Raw genomic sequence first — 13,731 nt, 5'->3', positions numbered from 1 at the left:
AGAAGTCTAATATATCTAACTTAGCTAGGAACCTTGATTACTCTTCCAAATTAAATTCTTTTAGACCAGCCTCCTATAGGCGATAGCTTCTATCTTCATGGTTTAGGTGGCATTATTGCACAACGCTAACTTATCTGCAGGATCCAGAGCAAACGATTATTCAAGTTATCTGCTTATCAGGTATATTGAAATTTATAAGAGCCTGACCTGCTACAATTCGATCAGTTTTCTTGTTTTTAATCCAATTTACATTAGTAAGTTTAGCTTGTTTAATTATTTGCTCAGCCCAATATGGTATAGTCTGACCTTCCCATAATAAGAGAGTGGCACCAGAAGGTATATTACCCCCTTGATGAATTAAATAAGATTGTGCATTTTTAAATTGTAATTTCATATTCCCTAGTAGCCAATGTGAGTCAGAAATAAGAAAGTCAATTTTCTGTGAATTATTTTTATAAGTTTTAGCAATTTCAAGAACAGGGATAGATTGCCGTTTATTGTGTCCAAAGTAACTTCTATAACTTAAGGTTAACAAAAAAGTAAATTGCATAAATAGGCAAAATAGAATAAAGCGTTTGCTGTATATAGCTAAAGAAGCCTCAGGTTTTAAATAACTAAAAAATAAAAGTGGAGTTAAAAATAAAATAGGAATAAGCCAGCGTGTTTCAAAGTTATGAATGCCTGCGAATAGAACAATAAATACAATAACTGGAAAATAAATAATATGATAATGGAGTAATAAATTGTTGGCAGCTGTCCGCCTAAAGTTAAATGGTAGGGGGAAAAATAAATAGGAAATTGTTAAAACGGGTACAATAAAAAAAAGACTAGCATTGAGGAGATTAATAAAGCCATCAAAAAGTGTTTTTTGTTCTGGGGCTAGTTTATAAGCAGCATGTAGGCCCACATGGTAATTATGTATAAGCCAATTTCCATAAGGCAGCGCCGTTATGATTATTAATAGAAGCGTAAGAAAAATGCGTTGATCTACTAATTTTAAACGGTATTCTTTTTGTAAGGTTACACTGATTAAAAAAAGAATTAAAAATAATAAATAATTAAATTTAGATAAGAAGCCGAAACCAATAATAATACCTAAGCGTAAATACCAATTTAGAGGCGATTTGGTAGGGGTAATAAACCAGTACCAAGTTAGACAAGCAGTTAAAAGAGCTAAGATGGAATGTGTATTATCTTTCAATAAATCTAAACTAATAGAGCTAATTAAAGCCCATGCCGCTGTTGCACTTATAGCAAGAAATTGATTAGGACAATAGAATTTACAAATTAAGTAATAACAGTATAAGCAGCCTAAAAGTAAACTATATTTTAAGAGAGCTAGACTGATTAAATTGACACCTAGAAGCTGAAATAAAAAATATTGTAGCCAAGAATATAATGGTGGCTGATTGGGATACCCTGAAAGAAGTTGTTGAGCCCAAATAACCTGTTCTGCTTCATCTAATTCTAATAAGGAGCTGCGGAAACACAACCGCGCTAAAAGAGTTATTACAAAAAAAAGTAAGAAAAAAAGTCGGGGATTATTTGATAAATAACTTTTAATGTGTTTAGGTAATTTTGTCATTTCAATTAAATATTATTATTTTTCAGATAGCATTTACATCTTAAGTTTCTAGCCAGGTGAACAGAATAAAATAGATCGGACTTCATCATGCAAACCTTGTAATATTCTAAAAGCTCGGTGGATAGTGCTATAAAAAGCTTGTTTTTTTAAATCACTACTTTAATCTATAACAAAAGGACGTAGTAGTAATCATCTTTTATTGCTCGTAAGGATACAATAATGAATAGCCTTAATCAAAGCCTAGCTGATATTGTAAGTGCTTATAGCCAGTATGCTCCCTCAAATAAATCCTATTATCCCAAGCAATTATCTGACGCAGAATTACAAAAGCTTGAAGTACAACTTATTACGCTCTTTTCCCAATTTCTAACGAGTGATGGCGTTGCAGAAAGTGAAATTAATAAGCAACAAAAGATTCTACGTGGACTTTTCCATCCTGATAAACTTGTTATAGCATCTCCAGAAATTCAATGGCTAGAAAATAGTTTAAGTGCCGGAAGTAATAATGGTATATGTTTCAAGCTAATTGACAGTTGTGCTGAAGAATTAAAGCAGCCAAAAATAAATAAAGAAGATTTTATATTTGATGAGGATGATTTAAGTTTTCTGCATATAGACGAATTAATTAGAAAACTTGAGCAGATAAGGCAACAAGCAGTTACCTTTACACAGCAAGCATTGATAGATAGTACTATTACGCTTTTACAAACTATTAAGCGCTTTCAGTCTACAACAGATCAATTTGAGCCAGGATGGCTTAAAACAATTCTTAACTCTCTACCTTATATAACGAGTGGATTTTGTATTAGTTTATATCTTAAAGAACTTTCTTTGCTTTATGCTATTTTAGCTTTGGTTGCTAAGGGTGGGAGCTGGCTACAGAAAGGAGACATTTACGGTTGGCGCGCCTTAGGAGAAATGACGCGTGAAATTAGTAGTATTATTTCAAATGCAGCTACAACACTCACTCTTTATTTTATTAGTATGAATTTTTCTGCTTTGAATACTGCTTACTATATTGGTTTTGAAACTTGTTCGAAAGTATTTCAATTGATTGGTCTTGCGGAAACAAAGCAAATACCTAGTCCTGATGCTAACTCGCAAGCTTTGATATTGCCGCAGCATTTTTTACCAGGCAAATTCAATTTTGAAACTTTAGAATTAAAATTAATTACTCTTAAATTAGAGCAATATCAAGATCAACAAAAACAGCAATACTTTGCTTCATGGCGAAGAGGTTGTAAAAAGAGCAGTTTAATTGAAAGAGTGTTCCACCAGCTTAAAGTAATTGATCTTAAACCTATTACAATAAGTGAAAAGCTTCTTGAAGCTAATAGTATTATTAATAATCTAGCCTGTCACCCTTACTTTAAGGCAAATAAAAGTAAAGCAAGAGAAACAATAGAAGCGGTCAAAGTAATTCTACAAGCACTTATAAGTAATAGCGATAAGAAAAATATAAACAAAACAATAATTACCGAAGATGATTGTGCACTTATTGATAATTTATTTTCTCTTACCTCGCCTTAACTAAAGCAAAATGCACAGTTCTACAAGAAATCTATTTAATTTTAGTTAACACAGTTGACTTTATTTCAATAAGATTATTTGTTATTCACTCAAATTTTATTAATAATACTGCCTTAGGTTGATATAGCGAGAGAATAATGAATATTGCAGTTTTCGGCGCTGGATATGTTGGTTTAGTTTCTAGTGCCTGTTTCGCTAAACTTGGACACCAAGTAATCTGTGCAGATATAAATTCTAAACGAATAGGCATGTTAGAAGGTGGCCAGTGCCCTATTTATGAGCAGGGTTTAGAAGAGTTACTTAAGGAGCAATTAAGTTTAGGTAGTTTAACTTTTACCAGTGATCTAGTTCATGCTATTCAATCAAGCCAGGTTTTTATAATTGCTACTGGCACGCCCAGTTTGCCTGATGGTCATGCTGATTTATCGCAAGTTTTTTCAGTGATAGATTTGATTATAGAGCATGTTACTCAAGATGCAGTATTAGTTACTAAATCAACGGTACCCGTTGGAACAGGTAATATTATTGAGAGCTTGGTCCATGAAAAAATGAGTATTACGAAGAAGCAGATTAAGTTAACCATCGCTTCTAACCCTGAATTTTTACGGGAAGGGTGCGCAATTAGCGATTTTTTAAATGCTGATCGTATTATTGTTGGTGGAAATGCATATGCACTCTCTTGTCTAAAAAAATTATATCAACCGTTAATTGATAAGGATATTCCTTTTCTAACGATGAGTAGAAGTTCTGCAGAATTAACAAAATATGCTGCTAATGCTATGTTAGCCTGTCGAATTAGTTTTATGAATCAAGTTAGCCAACTTGCAGAAAAAGTAGGTGCTAATATTGAAGATGTTAGGGATGGGATGGCCCTTGATCCACGTATAGGACCTTATTTTTTGCAAGCCGGCATTGGCTATGGTGGTTCTTGCTTTCCAAAAGATGTACGAGCACTTGCTCAGACCGCACAAGTGTTAAATATTGATACCACTTTTTTAGATGCTATAGATAAAGTTAATGAATCACAAAAAAACTGGTTGTTTGATCAAGTAGCAAAGCATTTTCAACAGCAATTACAAGGCTTAAAAATTGGTTTTTGGGGTTTAGCGTTTAAGCCCGGTACAGATGATTTACGTGAAGCTAGTAGCCTTGTAGCGATTCAAGCATTTTTAAAAGCAGGCGTAAAGATAAGGGCCTTTGATCCAGCTGCAGTTACGAAAGCACAACTATTATTTAACTCCTCTGATAATATTGTGTGGTGTCAAGATATAAATGATGTATTTAAATCTAAAATTGACGCATTAATTATTGCTACTGAATGGCCTCAGTTTAAGGATTATTCTTTAGCTATTTTGCGTGATAAATTAGATGGCGTGCCTCTTTTTGATGGACGCAATTGTTTTCCCTTAGCGTCCGTACAAAAAGCAGGAATAGCTTACTATTACTCAGTTGGTCGGCCTGTTATTTCTAATATGGAAGATATGGAGCTTGTTCATTATGCAAATTAAAAAGGCTGTTTTTCCAGTAGCGGGCTTAGGTACTCGATTTTTACCTGCAACCAAAGCAAATCCAAAAGAAATGCTTCCTATTGTTGATAAGCCTTTAATTCAATATGCGGTTGAGGAAGCTGTAAGAGCAGGGATCACGCATATGATCTTTATTACTAGTTCAACTAAACGCGCTATTGAAGATCATTTCGATAAACATTTCGAGCTGGAAGCTAGACTTGAAGAAGAAGGAAAAGAATTCTTATTAGAACTAGTAAAAAATGTTTCACCTGCTCATATTCAATTTACCTATGTTAGGCAGAATCAACCATTAGGTTTAGGACATGCTATCTTATGTGCTGAGCATGTTGTTGGCAATGAACCGTTTGCGGTACTTTTAGCGGATGATTTAATTGATGAATCAAAGTTACCCTGTTTATCTGCAATGACAGAGCATTTTGAATATAATAAGCATTCTATTTTGGCAGTTCAACAAGTATCTTGGGAAAAGGTACATCAGTATGGTGTGGTTAAATTAGATTCTATTAATAAGGATTACGCTAAGCTACACGCGATGATTGAAAAACCTACTGTTGATGAAGCGCCTTCAAACTTTGCAGCTGTTGGTCGTTATGTTTTTACCCCAAGTATTTTTGCCTCTTTAAAAAAGATAAAAGCTGATCGCAGAGGTGAAATACAATTAACTGACGCTATTCAACATTTGTTAAACTATGAATCAGTGATTACTTATCACTTTCGTGGAAAACGATATGATTGCGGTTCAAAATTAGGCTATTTACAGGCAGCTGTTGAATTCGGGTTACGGCATACTGAAATAGGAATAGACTTTTCAAAATATTTGTCTAATTTGTTAGACCATGCTGCAGAAAAAGTTTATTAGAAATCTCTATAAATAAATGATTAATATCATTATGATTTTAAATACGGGTTTTTTGCTTTTGCTCAAATACATAGCTTTAAATTAAACTATATTTAAATTATGAGTACCGAAGTAAATTCTAATCATTATTCAAGAAAATTAGGACTTACGAAAAATATCAAGGTCGAGGCAAAAATAGGTTTAATGAGGGAGTTTAGATAGACTAAATGAGCGAGTAAACCTATTTTTTAACGAAGAGAATGGTGTTTTTCGTAAGTCCCATAAATATTTAATGATGAATATCACTTCCAACCTTGAATTGGATATATACCTCTGGCAAGATGCTTGTTGATTTGGATTTCCAGCGAGGAAGTATGAAAATACTTGTTGCAGTAAAACGTGTTATTGATCCCTACGTCAAGATAAGGATTACACCAGATCACATGGGGGTTGAAACACAAAACGTAAAGATGTCTATGAACCCTTTCGATGAGATCGCGCTTGAAGAGGCAGTTCGTTTAAAAGAAAAAAATATTGCCTCTGAGGTTGTTGCTGTTACAGTCGGAAGTGATTCGACGCAAGAAACACTGCGACACGCACTCGCTTTAGGCGCAGACAGTGCTATTTTAGTAAAGAGTGAAAAGCATTACTGTAGTTTAAATATTGCAAAGATTTTACAAAAAATTGTAGCGCAAGAGCAGCCAAGTTTAATACTTATGGGTAAACAAACGATTGATGGCGATAACAATCAAACGCCTCAGATGTTGGCAGCGCTACTTGACTGGCCACAGGCAACCTATGCATCTAAGCTAGAAATTGACGGTACCTCCTTGCAGGTTACACGTGAAATTGATGGTGGTTTAGAAACGCTTGCTTTAACACTACCGGCGGTTGTTAGTACAGATTTACGCTTGAATGAACCTCGCTATGCTAGTTTACCTAATATTATGAAAGCAAAACGTAAACCACTGGAGATTCTATCTATAGAAAGTTTACAACTTAATTTACACGAGCATGTTCAAGTACTTTCAGTAAAGCCTCCTTCTGCACGTTCAGCTGGTGTCATACTTGATTCAGTTAAGTCACTTGTTGAAAAATTAAATGAGGCCAAAGTGCTTTGATAAGGAGAAATAATGAGTGCTTTAGTAATTGTTGAACATGATAATCAAAAAATGCATGCATCTACCCGCAGTACTTTCTCGGCTGCATTAAAACTAGACGAGCATCCAACACTCTTAGTGGTAGGATATCAGTGTAAGCAAGTAGCAGAAGAAGCAGCCGCTTTAGTGGGCGCGGGCATGGTTTTATTGATAGACAACGAAGCTTACCAACATCATTTAGCAGAAAATACGAGTCAACTTATTACAGCAATTGTTAAAGATTATGCATTTATTTTGGCCCCTTCAACAACATTTGGTAAAAATATAATGCCGCGTGTTGCAGCAAAATTAGAGGTAGCTCAGGTTTCAGATGTTATTCGAATCATTGATTCTGAGACATTTGAGCATCCTATTTATGCTGGTAATGCAATTGAAACAGTTAAAGTTCTTGATAATAAAAAAGTGTTGACCATTCGCACAACTGCTTTTTCAAGCACGCTAGCAAGCCAGACACCTTGCTGTATTGAAACAATAGATAATGTAATTTTTGACAAAAACACAACCTTTATTAAACAGGAATTAAGTCGTTCAGTGCGACCTGATTTATCAAGTGCTAAAATTATTGTTTCAGGAGGACGTGGTTTACAAAGCGCGGAAAAATTTAAGCTTATTGAAGAATTAGCAGATGCTTTAGGCGCTGCTGTAGGTGCATCAAGGGCGGCTGTTGATGCAGGATATATTCTTAATGATTGCCAAGTTGGGCAAACAGGTAAAATTGTTGCACCGGAGCTCTATATTGCGATAGGGATTTCGGGAGCAGTACAACACTTAGCTGGTATGAAGGATTCAAAAATTATTGTTGCCATTAACAAAGATCCTGATGCTCCTATCTTTCAAATTGCCACCTACGGTTTAGTCGGCGATTTATTTGAATTAGTTCCAGAACTAATAGAACAATTGAAGCAATCTTAGGAGATATTATGATCGTTGGTATACCTAAAGAAATTAAACCTCAAGAAAATAGAGTAGGTTTAGTTCCTGCAAGTGTTAGGGAAATTGTTCGAGCTGGAAGTTCGGTTTTTGTTGAGAAAGGCGCTGGCTTAGGGATTGGTATTTGTGATGAAGAATATCAAATAGCAGGAGCAGAGATTGTTGATACGGCTGATGAGGTTTTTGCTAAAGCAGATTTAATTATTAAAGTAAAAGAACCTCAACCTATTGAATGTAAGCGTTTAAGAGAAGGTCAAACCATATTCACTTATCTACATTTAGCACCTGATCCACATCAAGCACGCCTACTAAAAGAGTCAGGTGTTACTGCTATCGCTTATGAAACTGTAACACAAAATGATGGCGGCCTACCTTTGTTAACCCCTATGTCGCAAGTTGCCGGGCGTATGTCAATTCAAGCGGGAGCACATTGCCTTGAAATGGCTCAGGGCGGAAGTGGCGTTTTGCTAGGTGGCGTGCCTGGTGTAGCGGCCGCTAATGTTGTAGTCATTGGTGGCGGCGTTGTTGGTACTAATGCTGTACGTATGGCTATGGGTATGGAAGCGCGGGTGATTGTTTTAGATAAATTCTTGCCTCGCTTACGTGAATTAGATTTTCAATTCGGTGCTAAATTAAATACTATTTATGCTACCTCTGATGCATTAGAACAATACATAGCAACTGCTGATTTAGTGATAGGTGCTGTGCTTGTACACGGAGCCGCTGCACCGAAGTTAGTGACGAGAGCCATGTTAAAAACCATGCGTCCTGGTTCAGTTGTGGTCGATGTGGCTATCGATCAAGGGGGATGCTTTGAGACAAGTCGCCCAACTACTCATCAAGATCCAACCTATGTTGTTGATAATGTTGTCCATTACTGTGTCGCTAATATGCCAGGTGCAGTACCGCGTACATCAACCTTTGCTTTGAATAATGCGACATTGCCATTTGTTATGAGTTTAGTAACTAAGGGAATTAAACCTGCTTTATTGCAAGACCCACATTTATTAAATGGCTTAAATGTTCATAAGGGAATGATTACTTATGAAGCAGTTGCATTAGACCTAGGCTTTGAATATATTCCAGCTATTAATGCTTTGAATAGTTAATTTGAGTTTGCCTTAAATAGTCCGAAGCGCTTAGTATTATTGTATACATAATAGATGTCTTTTTCTATATGAAGCAATGTCATTCCCGCGCAGGCGGGAATCCATATAGAATTTAGTTTTGTACTAATTAATGAATGAATTCCCGCCAGCGCGTGGATGATAGGGGGTAGTTTGGTTGTAATCAGCTCTGAAATTTATCCCTGCAACAAAACCAAAGCGCTTTAAGGCGTTAACAAGTTTTATCGCATATAGACTAACGTTAAAAATTTGGAGTCTACTTATCCACAGTATTTTTCAAAATCTATTACAAAACTTAACGAATTAAATTTACAGAGATAACCCATGTCCATAGAACCTTTAAAGGTATAAAGAAAATTACTACAAGTTAATTTAAAATTTTGTCATGATTTCATGAAGGAGAATGAAAAATATGAAATGGAAAACAATGGTTGCAGCAACTCTATGCTGCGGTAGCGGATTAGCTGCGGCTGGCACAATGGGAGATATTTCTCCTCTTGCACCAAGATTTTATGTCGGTGCTGAAGGTGGTGGTTCTATTTCTGTCAATACGCATTTTCAGCCGATTTTTAGTGGGTCGCGTCGTTTAACTGTACTTGCGCCAGACAATAGCGATTGGTCACGTGATTTAGGTGTTGGAGGATTTGGTGGTTTATTCGCTGGTTATACATTCAATCCAAATTTAGCGTTCCAATTTACCTGGGATTATCGTAGTGGTTATAATTATGATTTACATGCCGCTTATGGCCTTGATGTAGAAAATCCTAATTATTTTCTTCAAGATCGTTACGAAGCACGTGGTATTAAAATCCAAACGTTCTTGTTTGATATGATTCTTAAGCCTGCTGTAAATTGGGGTGGCTTTGTACCTTATGTCAAAGGTGGCGTTGGTGTGGCTTATAATAAGATAAAAACTTTACGGAATGTAGAAATTCCATTTAATGGAACTGAGCTATCTTATGACACATTTATACATGGCGACTCAGAAACTAGTTTTGCTTGGGATGCAGGTGTTGGCGCTGACTACTTCTTTACTAATAACCTTAGTATTGGGCTTGGCTACCGCTTTGTTGATGCAGGTGAGTTGCGCACTAAGAGGATAGCTAATGATGCCGTGACGGGTAGTGTTTTCACAATTAATCCTTTTAAAGCGAAACATTTTCTTTTAAATGAAGTAATGGCTTCTATTGCTTATCATTTTGATTATGTTTAAACGATAATTATTTATAGAGAAATTAAGTTATCATTTTTTCTTAATTTCTCTAAGATTACAGGGTTAAGGTATTTAGCAGCCAATAACCAAAGGAACTGCTGATATATTAAAAAACTTCTTTTTGTTCTTCTTGGGATGTAGCAAAACTTGACGTATTTGCTACACCTTCTTCACTAGGTACATCTTGTTCTCGAAAATACTCAACAATACTATTATTTTGATTTTGTCTGGCTAATAATCCTGTTTGAGGATCAATGCGGACAGCAACAATATTCTTGGGTTGTGGAAGTGCGCGTTCTGGTATGTCTTGTAAAGCAACTTTCATGAAGTCTATCCACATAGGTAAAGCGATACTAGCTGCATATTCATGAAGTGAGTGAGGAGCATCATAACCAACCCAAGTTGTTACAACTAAATCTGGAGTAAATCCAGCAAACCAAGCATCAACTTGATCATTTGTTGTACCTGTTTTTCCAGCTAAATCTTGGCGGTCAAGAATATTTGCAGCATGCGCTGTACCATGTTGCACAACACCTTTTAAAGCTGAAGTCATAAGAAATGCTGTATCGGCAGGAATTACTCGAGGTGCTTGCGATGAAGAGTCAGACGTAGCATTTTGTTCGCAATCTTGTTGGCAAACTTTAGCAGGTTTTGCTTGTAGCAGAATCTCGCCTTCGTTATCAGTGATATGATCAATTAAATAGGGCTCAATTTTATAACCACCATTAGCAAAGACAGCATAAGCTGTAGTTAATTCCATAGGACTTATAGATAAGCTACCAAGTGCTAAAGATAGTCCTCTAGGAAGATTTTCTTTATGGAAACCAAAGCGAGAAACATAGTCAATAGCATAATTAAGGCCTAAATCATCTAATACGCGTATGGAAACCATATTCCGTGAACGTACAAGTGCTTCTTTAAGCCGTGTTGGGCCGTTAAAAGTTAACGTATCATTATGTGGTCGCCATAAATCTGGTTGACTAGGATCTTCAACAACAATAGGAGCATCGTTAACTAAGGTTGCTAATGTATAACCCTTATCTAAGGCTGCGGCATAAATAAATGGTTTGAAGCTTGAGCCTGGTTGTCTATTAGATTGAGTAGCACGGTTAAATTTACTTTTATCAAAATTAAAGCCACCAACTAGAGCTAAAAGCGCACCATCATTGGGATTTAAAGCGATTAAAGCTGCTTCAATTTCGGGGACTTGACTTAAAACCCATTCATCTTGTTGTTTTCTTACATAAACAATATCACCTACTTTAAGAATTTGTTTAGCATAAGTAGGTTGCTTGCCAACCCAGCCCTTTCTAAGTGCAGGTCTTGCCCAAGACATACCAGACCACTTTAAAGTAAATTCTTCATTAAACCGAGTTAACCCTTGTGCCTCCTGATTATCAATATTTAAAATGATAGCAGGTTCTAGGCCATTAAAAGCAGGATAATGGAGAAGATATTTATTTAATGATTCTTTTGGTTTGCCTTGTATATCAATATTACTAACAGGGCCTCGATAGCCATGACGACGATCATAACTAAGTAAATTTTCAGCTACAGTTTGATTAGCGGTTAGCTGATAGGCCCCTTTGATTGTTGTATAAACATTATATCCCTTTGTATAAGCAGCAGGGCCAAAGTGATTATAAAGAGATTGGCGAATCATCTCAGCAACATAAGGGGCAGGTACTTCCACTTTAGCGCCATGATATTTAGCTGTAATAGGTTGACTAAGAGCTTCCTTGTATTGTGCTTCAGTAATGTACTTTTCTTCAAATAAACGCTCTAAAACATGATCACGTCTTTTCCGGGCTGCAGCTGGATTGACAATAGGATTTTGCGTAGAAGGAGCTTGTGGCAACCCTGCAATCATTGCTAGTTCGGCTAAATTTAAATCCTTTAATGGCTTGCCATAATAAACATTAGCAGCAGCGCCTACACCATAAGCACGGTTTCCTAAATAAATTTTATTTAGATAAAGCTCTAAAATTTTTTCTTTACTTAACTCTCGATCGATTTTAATGGCTAACAAAATTTCATTAAATTTACGTAAAAACGTTTTTTTGCGACTTAGAAAGAAGTTTCGTGCCACCTGCATGGTGATAGTACTACCACCTTCCGCTTTAGTCCCCGTTTTAAGCATTTTTAAGGTAGCGCGTCCTAGACCAAAGATATCAACGCCTGAGTGCTCAAAGAAACGTTGATCTTCAGTAGCAAGTAGAGCGTAAATAAGCATTTTAGGAATTTCTTCATAAGTTACGGGGATACGCTTTTTCTCGCCATACTCTTGAATCAATTTCCCATCTTGAGTGTAAATGCGCAAAGGAACTTGTAAATGCACAGTATTAAGAGATTCAACGTCAGGTAATTGGCTTGCTAGATATAAATAAAGAAAGCTTATTCCAATAGTAATTAGGAAAAATAGGCTTAAAAGAGTCCATAAACCTTTACGCCAGAAGTAAATCGCTTTTTTCATATTAGATTAGTGTAATTTTGTACAATTATATTGAATTTGCGATTATAGCGCTATTTTATACCACTTGGCGAACGATACTATTCATTATTAGTGAAAATTTAATTAAATTTAGTAAAGACCTTAGAGTTCACTAGCGCTTATTAATTTTATAAAGCGTAAGCCCTATAAGGGCTTACTGAATATAAATTAATGTTTAAGTATTATTCAACATTATTCATATTGGTTGGACTTGGTGATAGTGTTGATGGAATAGTATCATTAGTGTCTTGCAGAGTGTTGTTTAAAGCTAGACGGCCAAAAATTCCTGGCGTTGTCGGAAAGAAGCTTAGAGAAGGATAAAGAGCTGAGCGCCCGCCTATAATAGGGGGAGTCGGAGTTGTTGCCCTTAATTGATGATTTTCCCTTTCAAGCCTTGCAATTGTATTTTTATATTCATTCTGCTTATTTTGGAGAAGACTAATTTCATCTTGAGCACTCTTTAGCATAGTACTTTGGGTTTCAAAGTTATTTTTTAATTCAGAAATTACTTCTCCACTTTTTTCTTTTTCTACAGCTAATGCTTGTTCTAGTTCTTTGTTAGCTTCTAGCGCATTGTTTAAATTTTGAGCCAATACATTCTTGTCTTGACAAAGCAGTTGAAATTGCTGCTTTAAAAGAGGGACAAGTAAAATATTTTGATGCTCATTGATAATTGTTTCAATATATAAAGCAACTTCATTACTTGTCTTAGCACTAATATTATTCACAAGATAATTAGTTACCGTCTTTCCCATTTCAGACAAAACTTTTTCAGAGTTAAATGAAAAAGACCAATTTCTGCTAATAAAGCGTTTTGCGCCTTCTTCGATATTATTATATTTTAATTTTACTTCAGTGCTTTGAGTGATATCTAATAAATCAAAAAGTGTAAGTAAAAATTTTTGTAAAATTTCTTTAATTAATAATATTTCTGATTCTATTAAAGGTGTATCTTTTTCGACAAGGGGTTTTACCTCATTAATTACGTAAATAAAATAATTTAGACAAGAGCGCCTAGATTCATATTTAATATCTTCATTGAGAATGCTAGTTAATTTCTCTACTAATTCCTTATGAGGTTTGGCTAATATTTCCTTTGTATCATAAGTTTTTGAACTTTGTGTCTCAGCATAATGTATAATTACTCGGCCTAATTTGGTTATAAATTCTTGTAAACGTGACATATAATAGCTCCTTTACGTAGTTACAAGGGTTCTCTCCTCTTGTTTACACACTATATTTAATACAAACGGAGAGAGCAAGCCTTGAACAGTTTAAAAACTTAATAATTTATGTGATTATTAAATTTCTAAATTTATTTAAGTTTA

10 protein-coding genes are annotated in these 13,731 nt (G+C 35.4%); 7 read left to right on the top strand and 3 right to left on the bottom strand.

Going from position 1 to position 13,731, the window contains the following annotated elements; genetic code table 11:
* Positions 1-160 precede the first annotated feature (160 nt).
* A complete protein-coding gene (locus E1P04_RS00375; RefSeq protein ID WP_131780957.1) occupies positions 161-1,585 on the bottom strand; it encodes an ArnT family glycosyltransferase in 1,425 nt (474 codons plus the stop codon).
* A 219-nt stretch (positions 1,586-1,804) separates the two neighbouring features.
* Between E1P04_RS00375 and E1P04_RS00370 the strand changes: the two genes are divergently transcribed.
* The 7 genes from E1P04_RS00370 (at position 1,805) to E1P04_RS00340 (ending at position 9,912) form a co-directional block, all read left to right on the top strand.
* Complete coding sequence (locus E1P04_RS00370) at positions 1,805-3,115, top strand: hypothetical protein (protein WP_131780956.1); 1,311 nt, start codon at positions 1,805-1,807, stop codon at positions 3,113-3,115.
* Between the two features lie 137 nt (positions 3,116-3,252).
* The gene (locus E1P04_RS00365) at positions 3,253-4,623 is read left to right on the top strand and encodes a UDP-glucose dehydrogenase family protein (RefSeq protein ID WP_131780955.1); all 1,371 of its coding nucleotides are present in this window, start codon (positions 3,253-3,255) and stop codon (positions 4,621-4,623) included.
* A complete protein-coding gene (galU, locus tag E1P04_RS00360; protein WP_427853021.1) occupies positions 4,610-5,503 on the top strand; it encodes a UTP--glucose-1-phosphate uridylyltransferase GalU in 894 nt (297 codons plus the stop codon). The genes E1P04_RS00365 and galU overlap by 14 nt, the downstream gene beginning before the upstream one ends.
* Positions 5,504-5,856: 353 nt before the next feature.
* The gene (locus tag E1P04_RS00355; RefSeq protein ID WP_131780953.1) at positions 5,857-6,603 is read left to right on the top strand and encodes an electron transfer flavoprotein subunit beta/FixA family protein; all 747 of its coding nucleotides are present in this window, start codon (positions 5,857-5,859) and stop codon (positions 6,601-6,603) included.
* 12 nt (positions 6,604-6,615) lie between these two features.
* Complete coding sequence (locus E1P04_RS00350; RefSeq protein WP_131780952.1) at positions 6,616-7,554, top strand: electron transfer flavoprotein subunit alpha/FixB family protein; 939 nt, start codon at positions 6,616-6,618, stop codon at positions 7,552-7,554.
* Between the two features lie 8 nt (positions 7,555-7,562).
* Entirely contained in the window at positions 7,563-8,681 is a 1,119-nt protein-coding gene (ald, locus tag E1P04_RS00345; RefSeq protein WP_131780951.1) for an alanine dehydrogenase, read from the top strand.
* Positions 8,682-9,111: 430 nt separating this feature from the next.
* Positions 9,112-9,912 carry an outer membrane protein gene (locus E1P04_RS00340; protein ID WP_131780950.1) on the top strand — a complete coding sequence of 267 codons (801 nt, stop codon included), beginning with the start codon at positions 9,112-9,114 and terminating at the stop codon, positions 9,910-9,912.
* 106 nt (positions 9,913-10,018) lie between these two features.
* Here E1P04_RS00340 and E1P04_RS00335 read toward each other — a convergent pair whose 3' ends face one another.
* Positions 10,019-12,385, bottom strand: a complete 2,367-nt coding sequence (locus E1P04_RS00335; RefSeq protein ID WP_131780949.1) for a penicillin-binding protein 1A — start codon at positions 12,383-12,385, stop codon at positions 10,019-10,021.
* A gap of 200 nt (positions 12,386-12,585) precedes the next feature.
* Positions 12,586-13,587 carry a coiled-coil domain-containing protein gene (locus E1P04_RS00330; RefSeq protein WP_131780948.1) on the bottom strand — a complete coding sequence of 334 codons (1,002 nt, stop codon included), beginning with the start codon at positions 13,585-13,587 and terminating at the stop codon, positions 12,586-12,588.
* Positions 13,588-13,731: the final 144 nt, after the last annotated feature.

It is taken from the genome of Legionella gresilensis (genome assembly GCF_900639865.1).
Taxonomy (GTDB): domain Bacteria; phylum Pseudomonadota; class Gammaproteobacteria; order Legionellales; family Legionellaceae; genus Legionella_C; species Legionella_C gresilensis.
The sequence above is the reverse complement of the archived record's forward strand: the minus strand, read 5'-3'. Positions and strand labels throughout refer to the sequence as shown.

Excerpts from the sequence above, each read along its gene's own strand:
- ald (WP_131780951.1), top strand. The coding sequence starts at position 7,563 with ATGATCGTTGGTATACCTAAAGAAATTAAACCTCAAGAAAATAGAGTA.
- E1P04_RS00350 (WP_131780952.1), top strand. The coding sequence starts at position 6,616 with ATGAGTGCTTTAGTAATTGTTGAACATGATAATCAAAAAATGCATGCA.
- E1P04_RS00370 (WP_131780956.1), top strand. The coding sequence starts at position 1,805 with ATGAATAGCCTTAATCAAAGCCTAGCTGATATTGTAAGTGCTTATAGC.
- E1P04_RS00340 (WP_131780950.1), top strand. The coding sequence starts at position 9,112 with ATGAAATGGAAAACAATGGTTGCAGCAACTCTATGCTGCGGTAGCGGA.
- E1P04_RS00365 (WP_131780955.1), top strand. The coding sequence starts at position 3,253 with ATGAATATTGCAGTTTTCGGCGCTGGATATGTTGGTTTAGTTTCTAGT.
- E1P04_RS00330 (WP_131780948.1), bottom strand. The coding sequence starts at position 13,587 with ATGTCACGTTTACAAGAATTTATAACCAAATTAGGCCGAGTAATTATA.
- E1P04_RS00335 (WP_131780949.1), bottom strand. The coding sequence starts at position 12,385 with ATGAAAAAAGCGATTTACTTCTGGCGTAAAGGTTTATGGACTCTTTTA.
- E1P04_RS00375 (WP_131780957.1), bottom strand. The coding sequence starts at position 1,585 with ATGACAAAATTACCTAAACACATTAAAAGTTATTTATCAAATAATCCC.
- E1P04_RS00355 (WP_131780953.1), top strand. The coding sequence starts at position 5,857 with ATGAAAATACTTGTTGCAGTAAAACGTGTTATTGATCCCTACGTCAAG.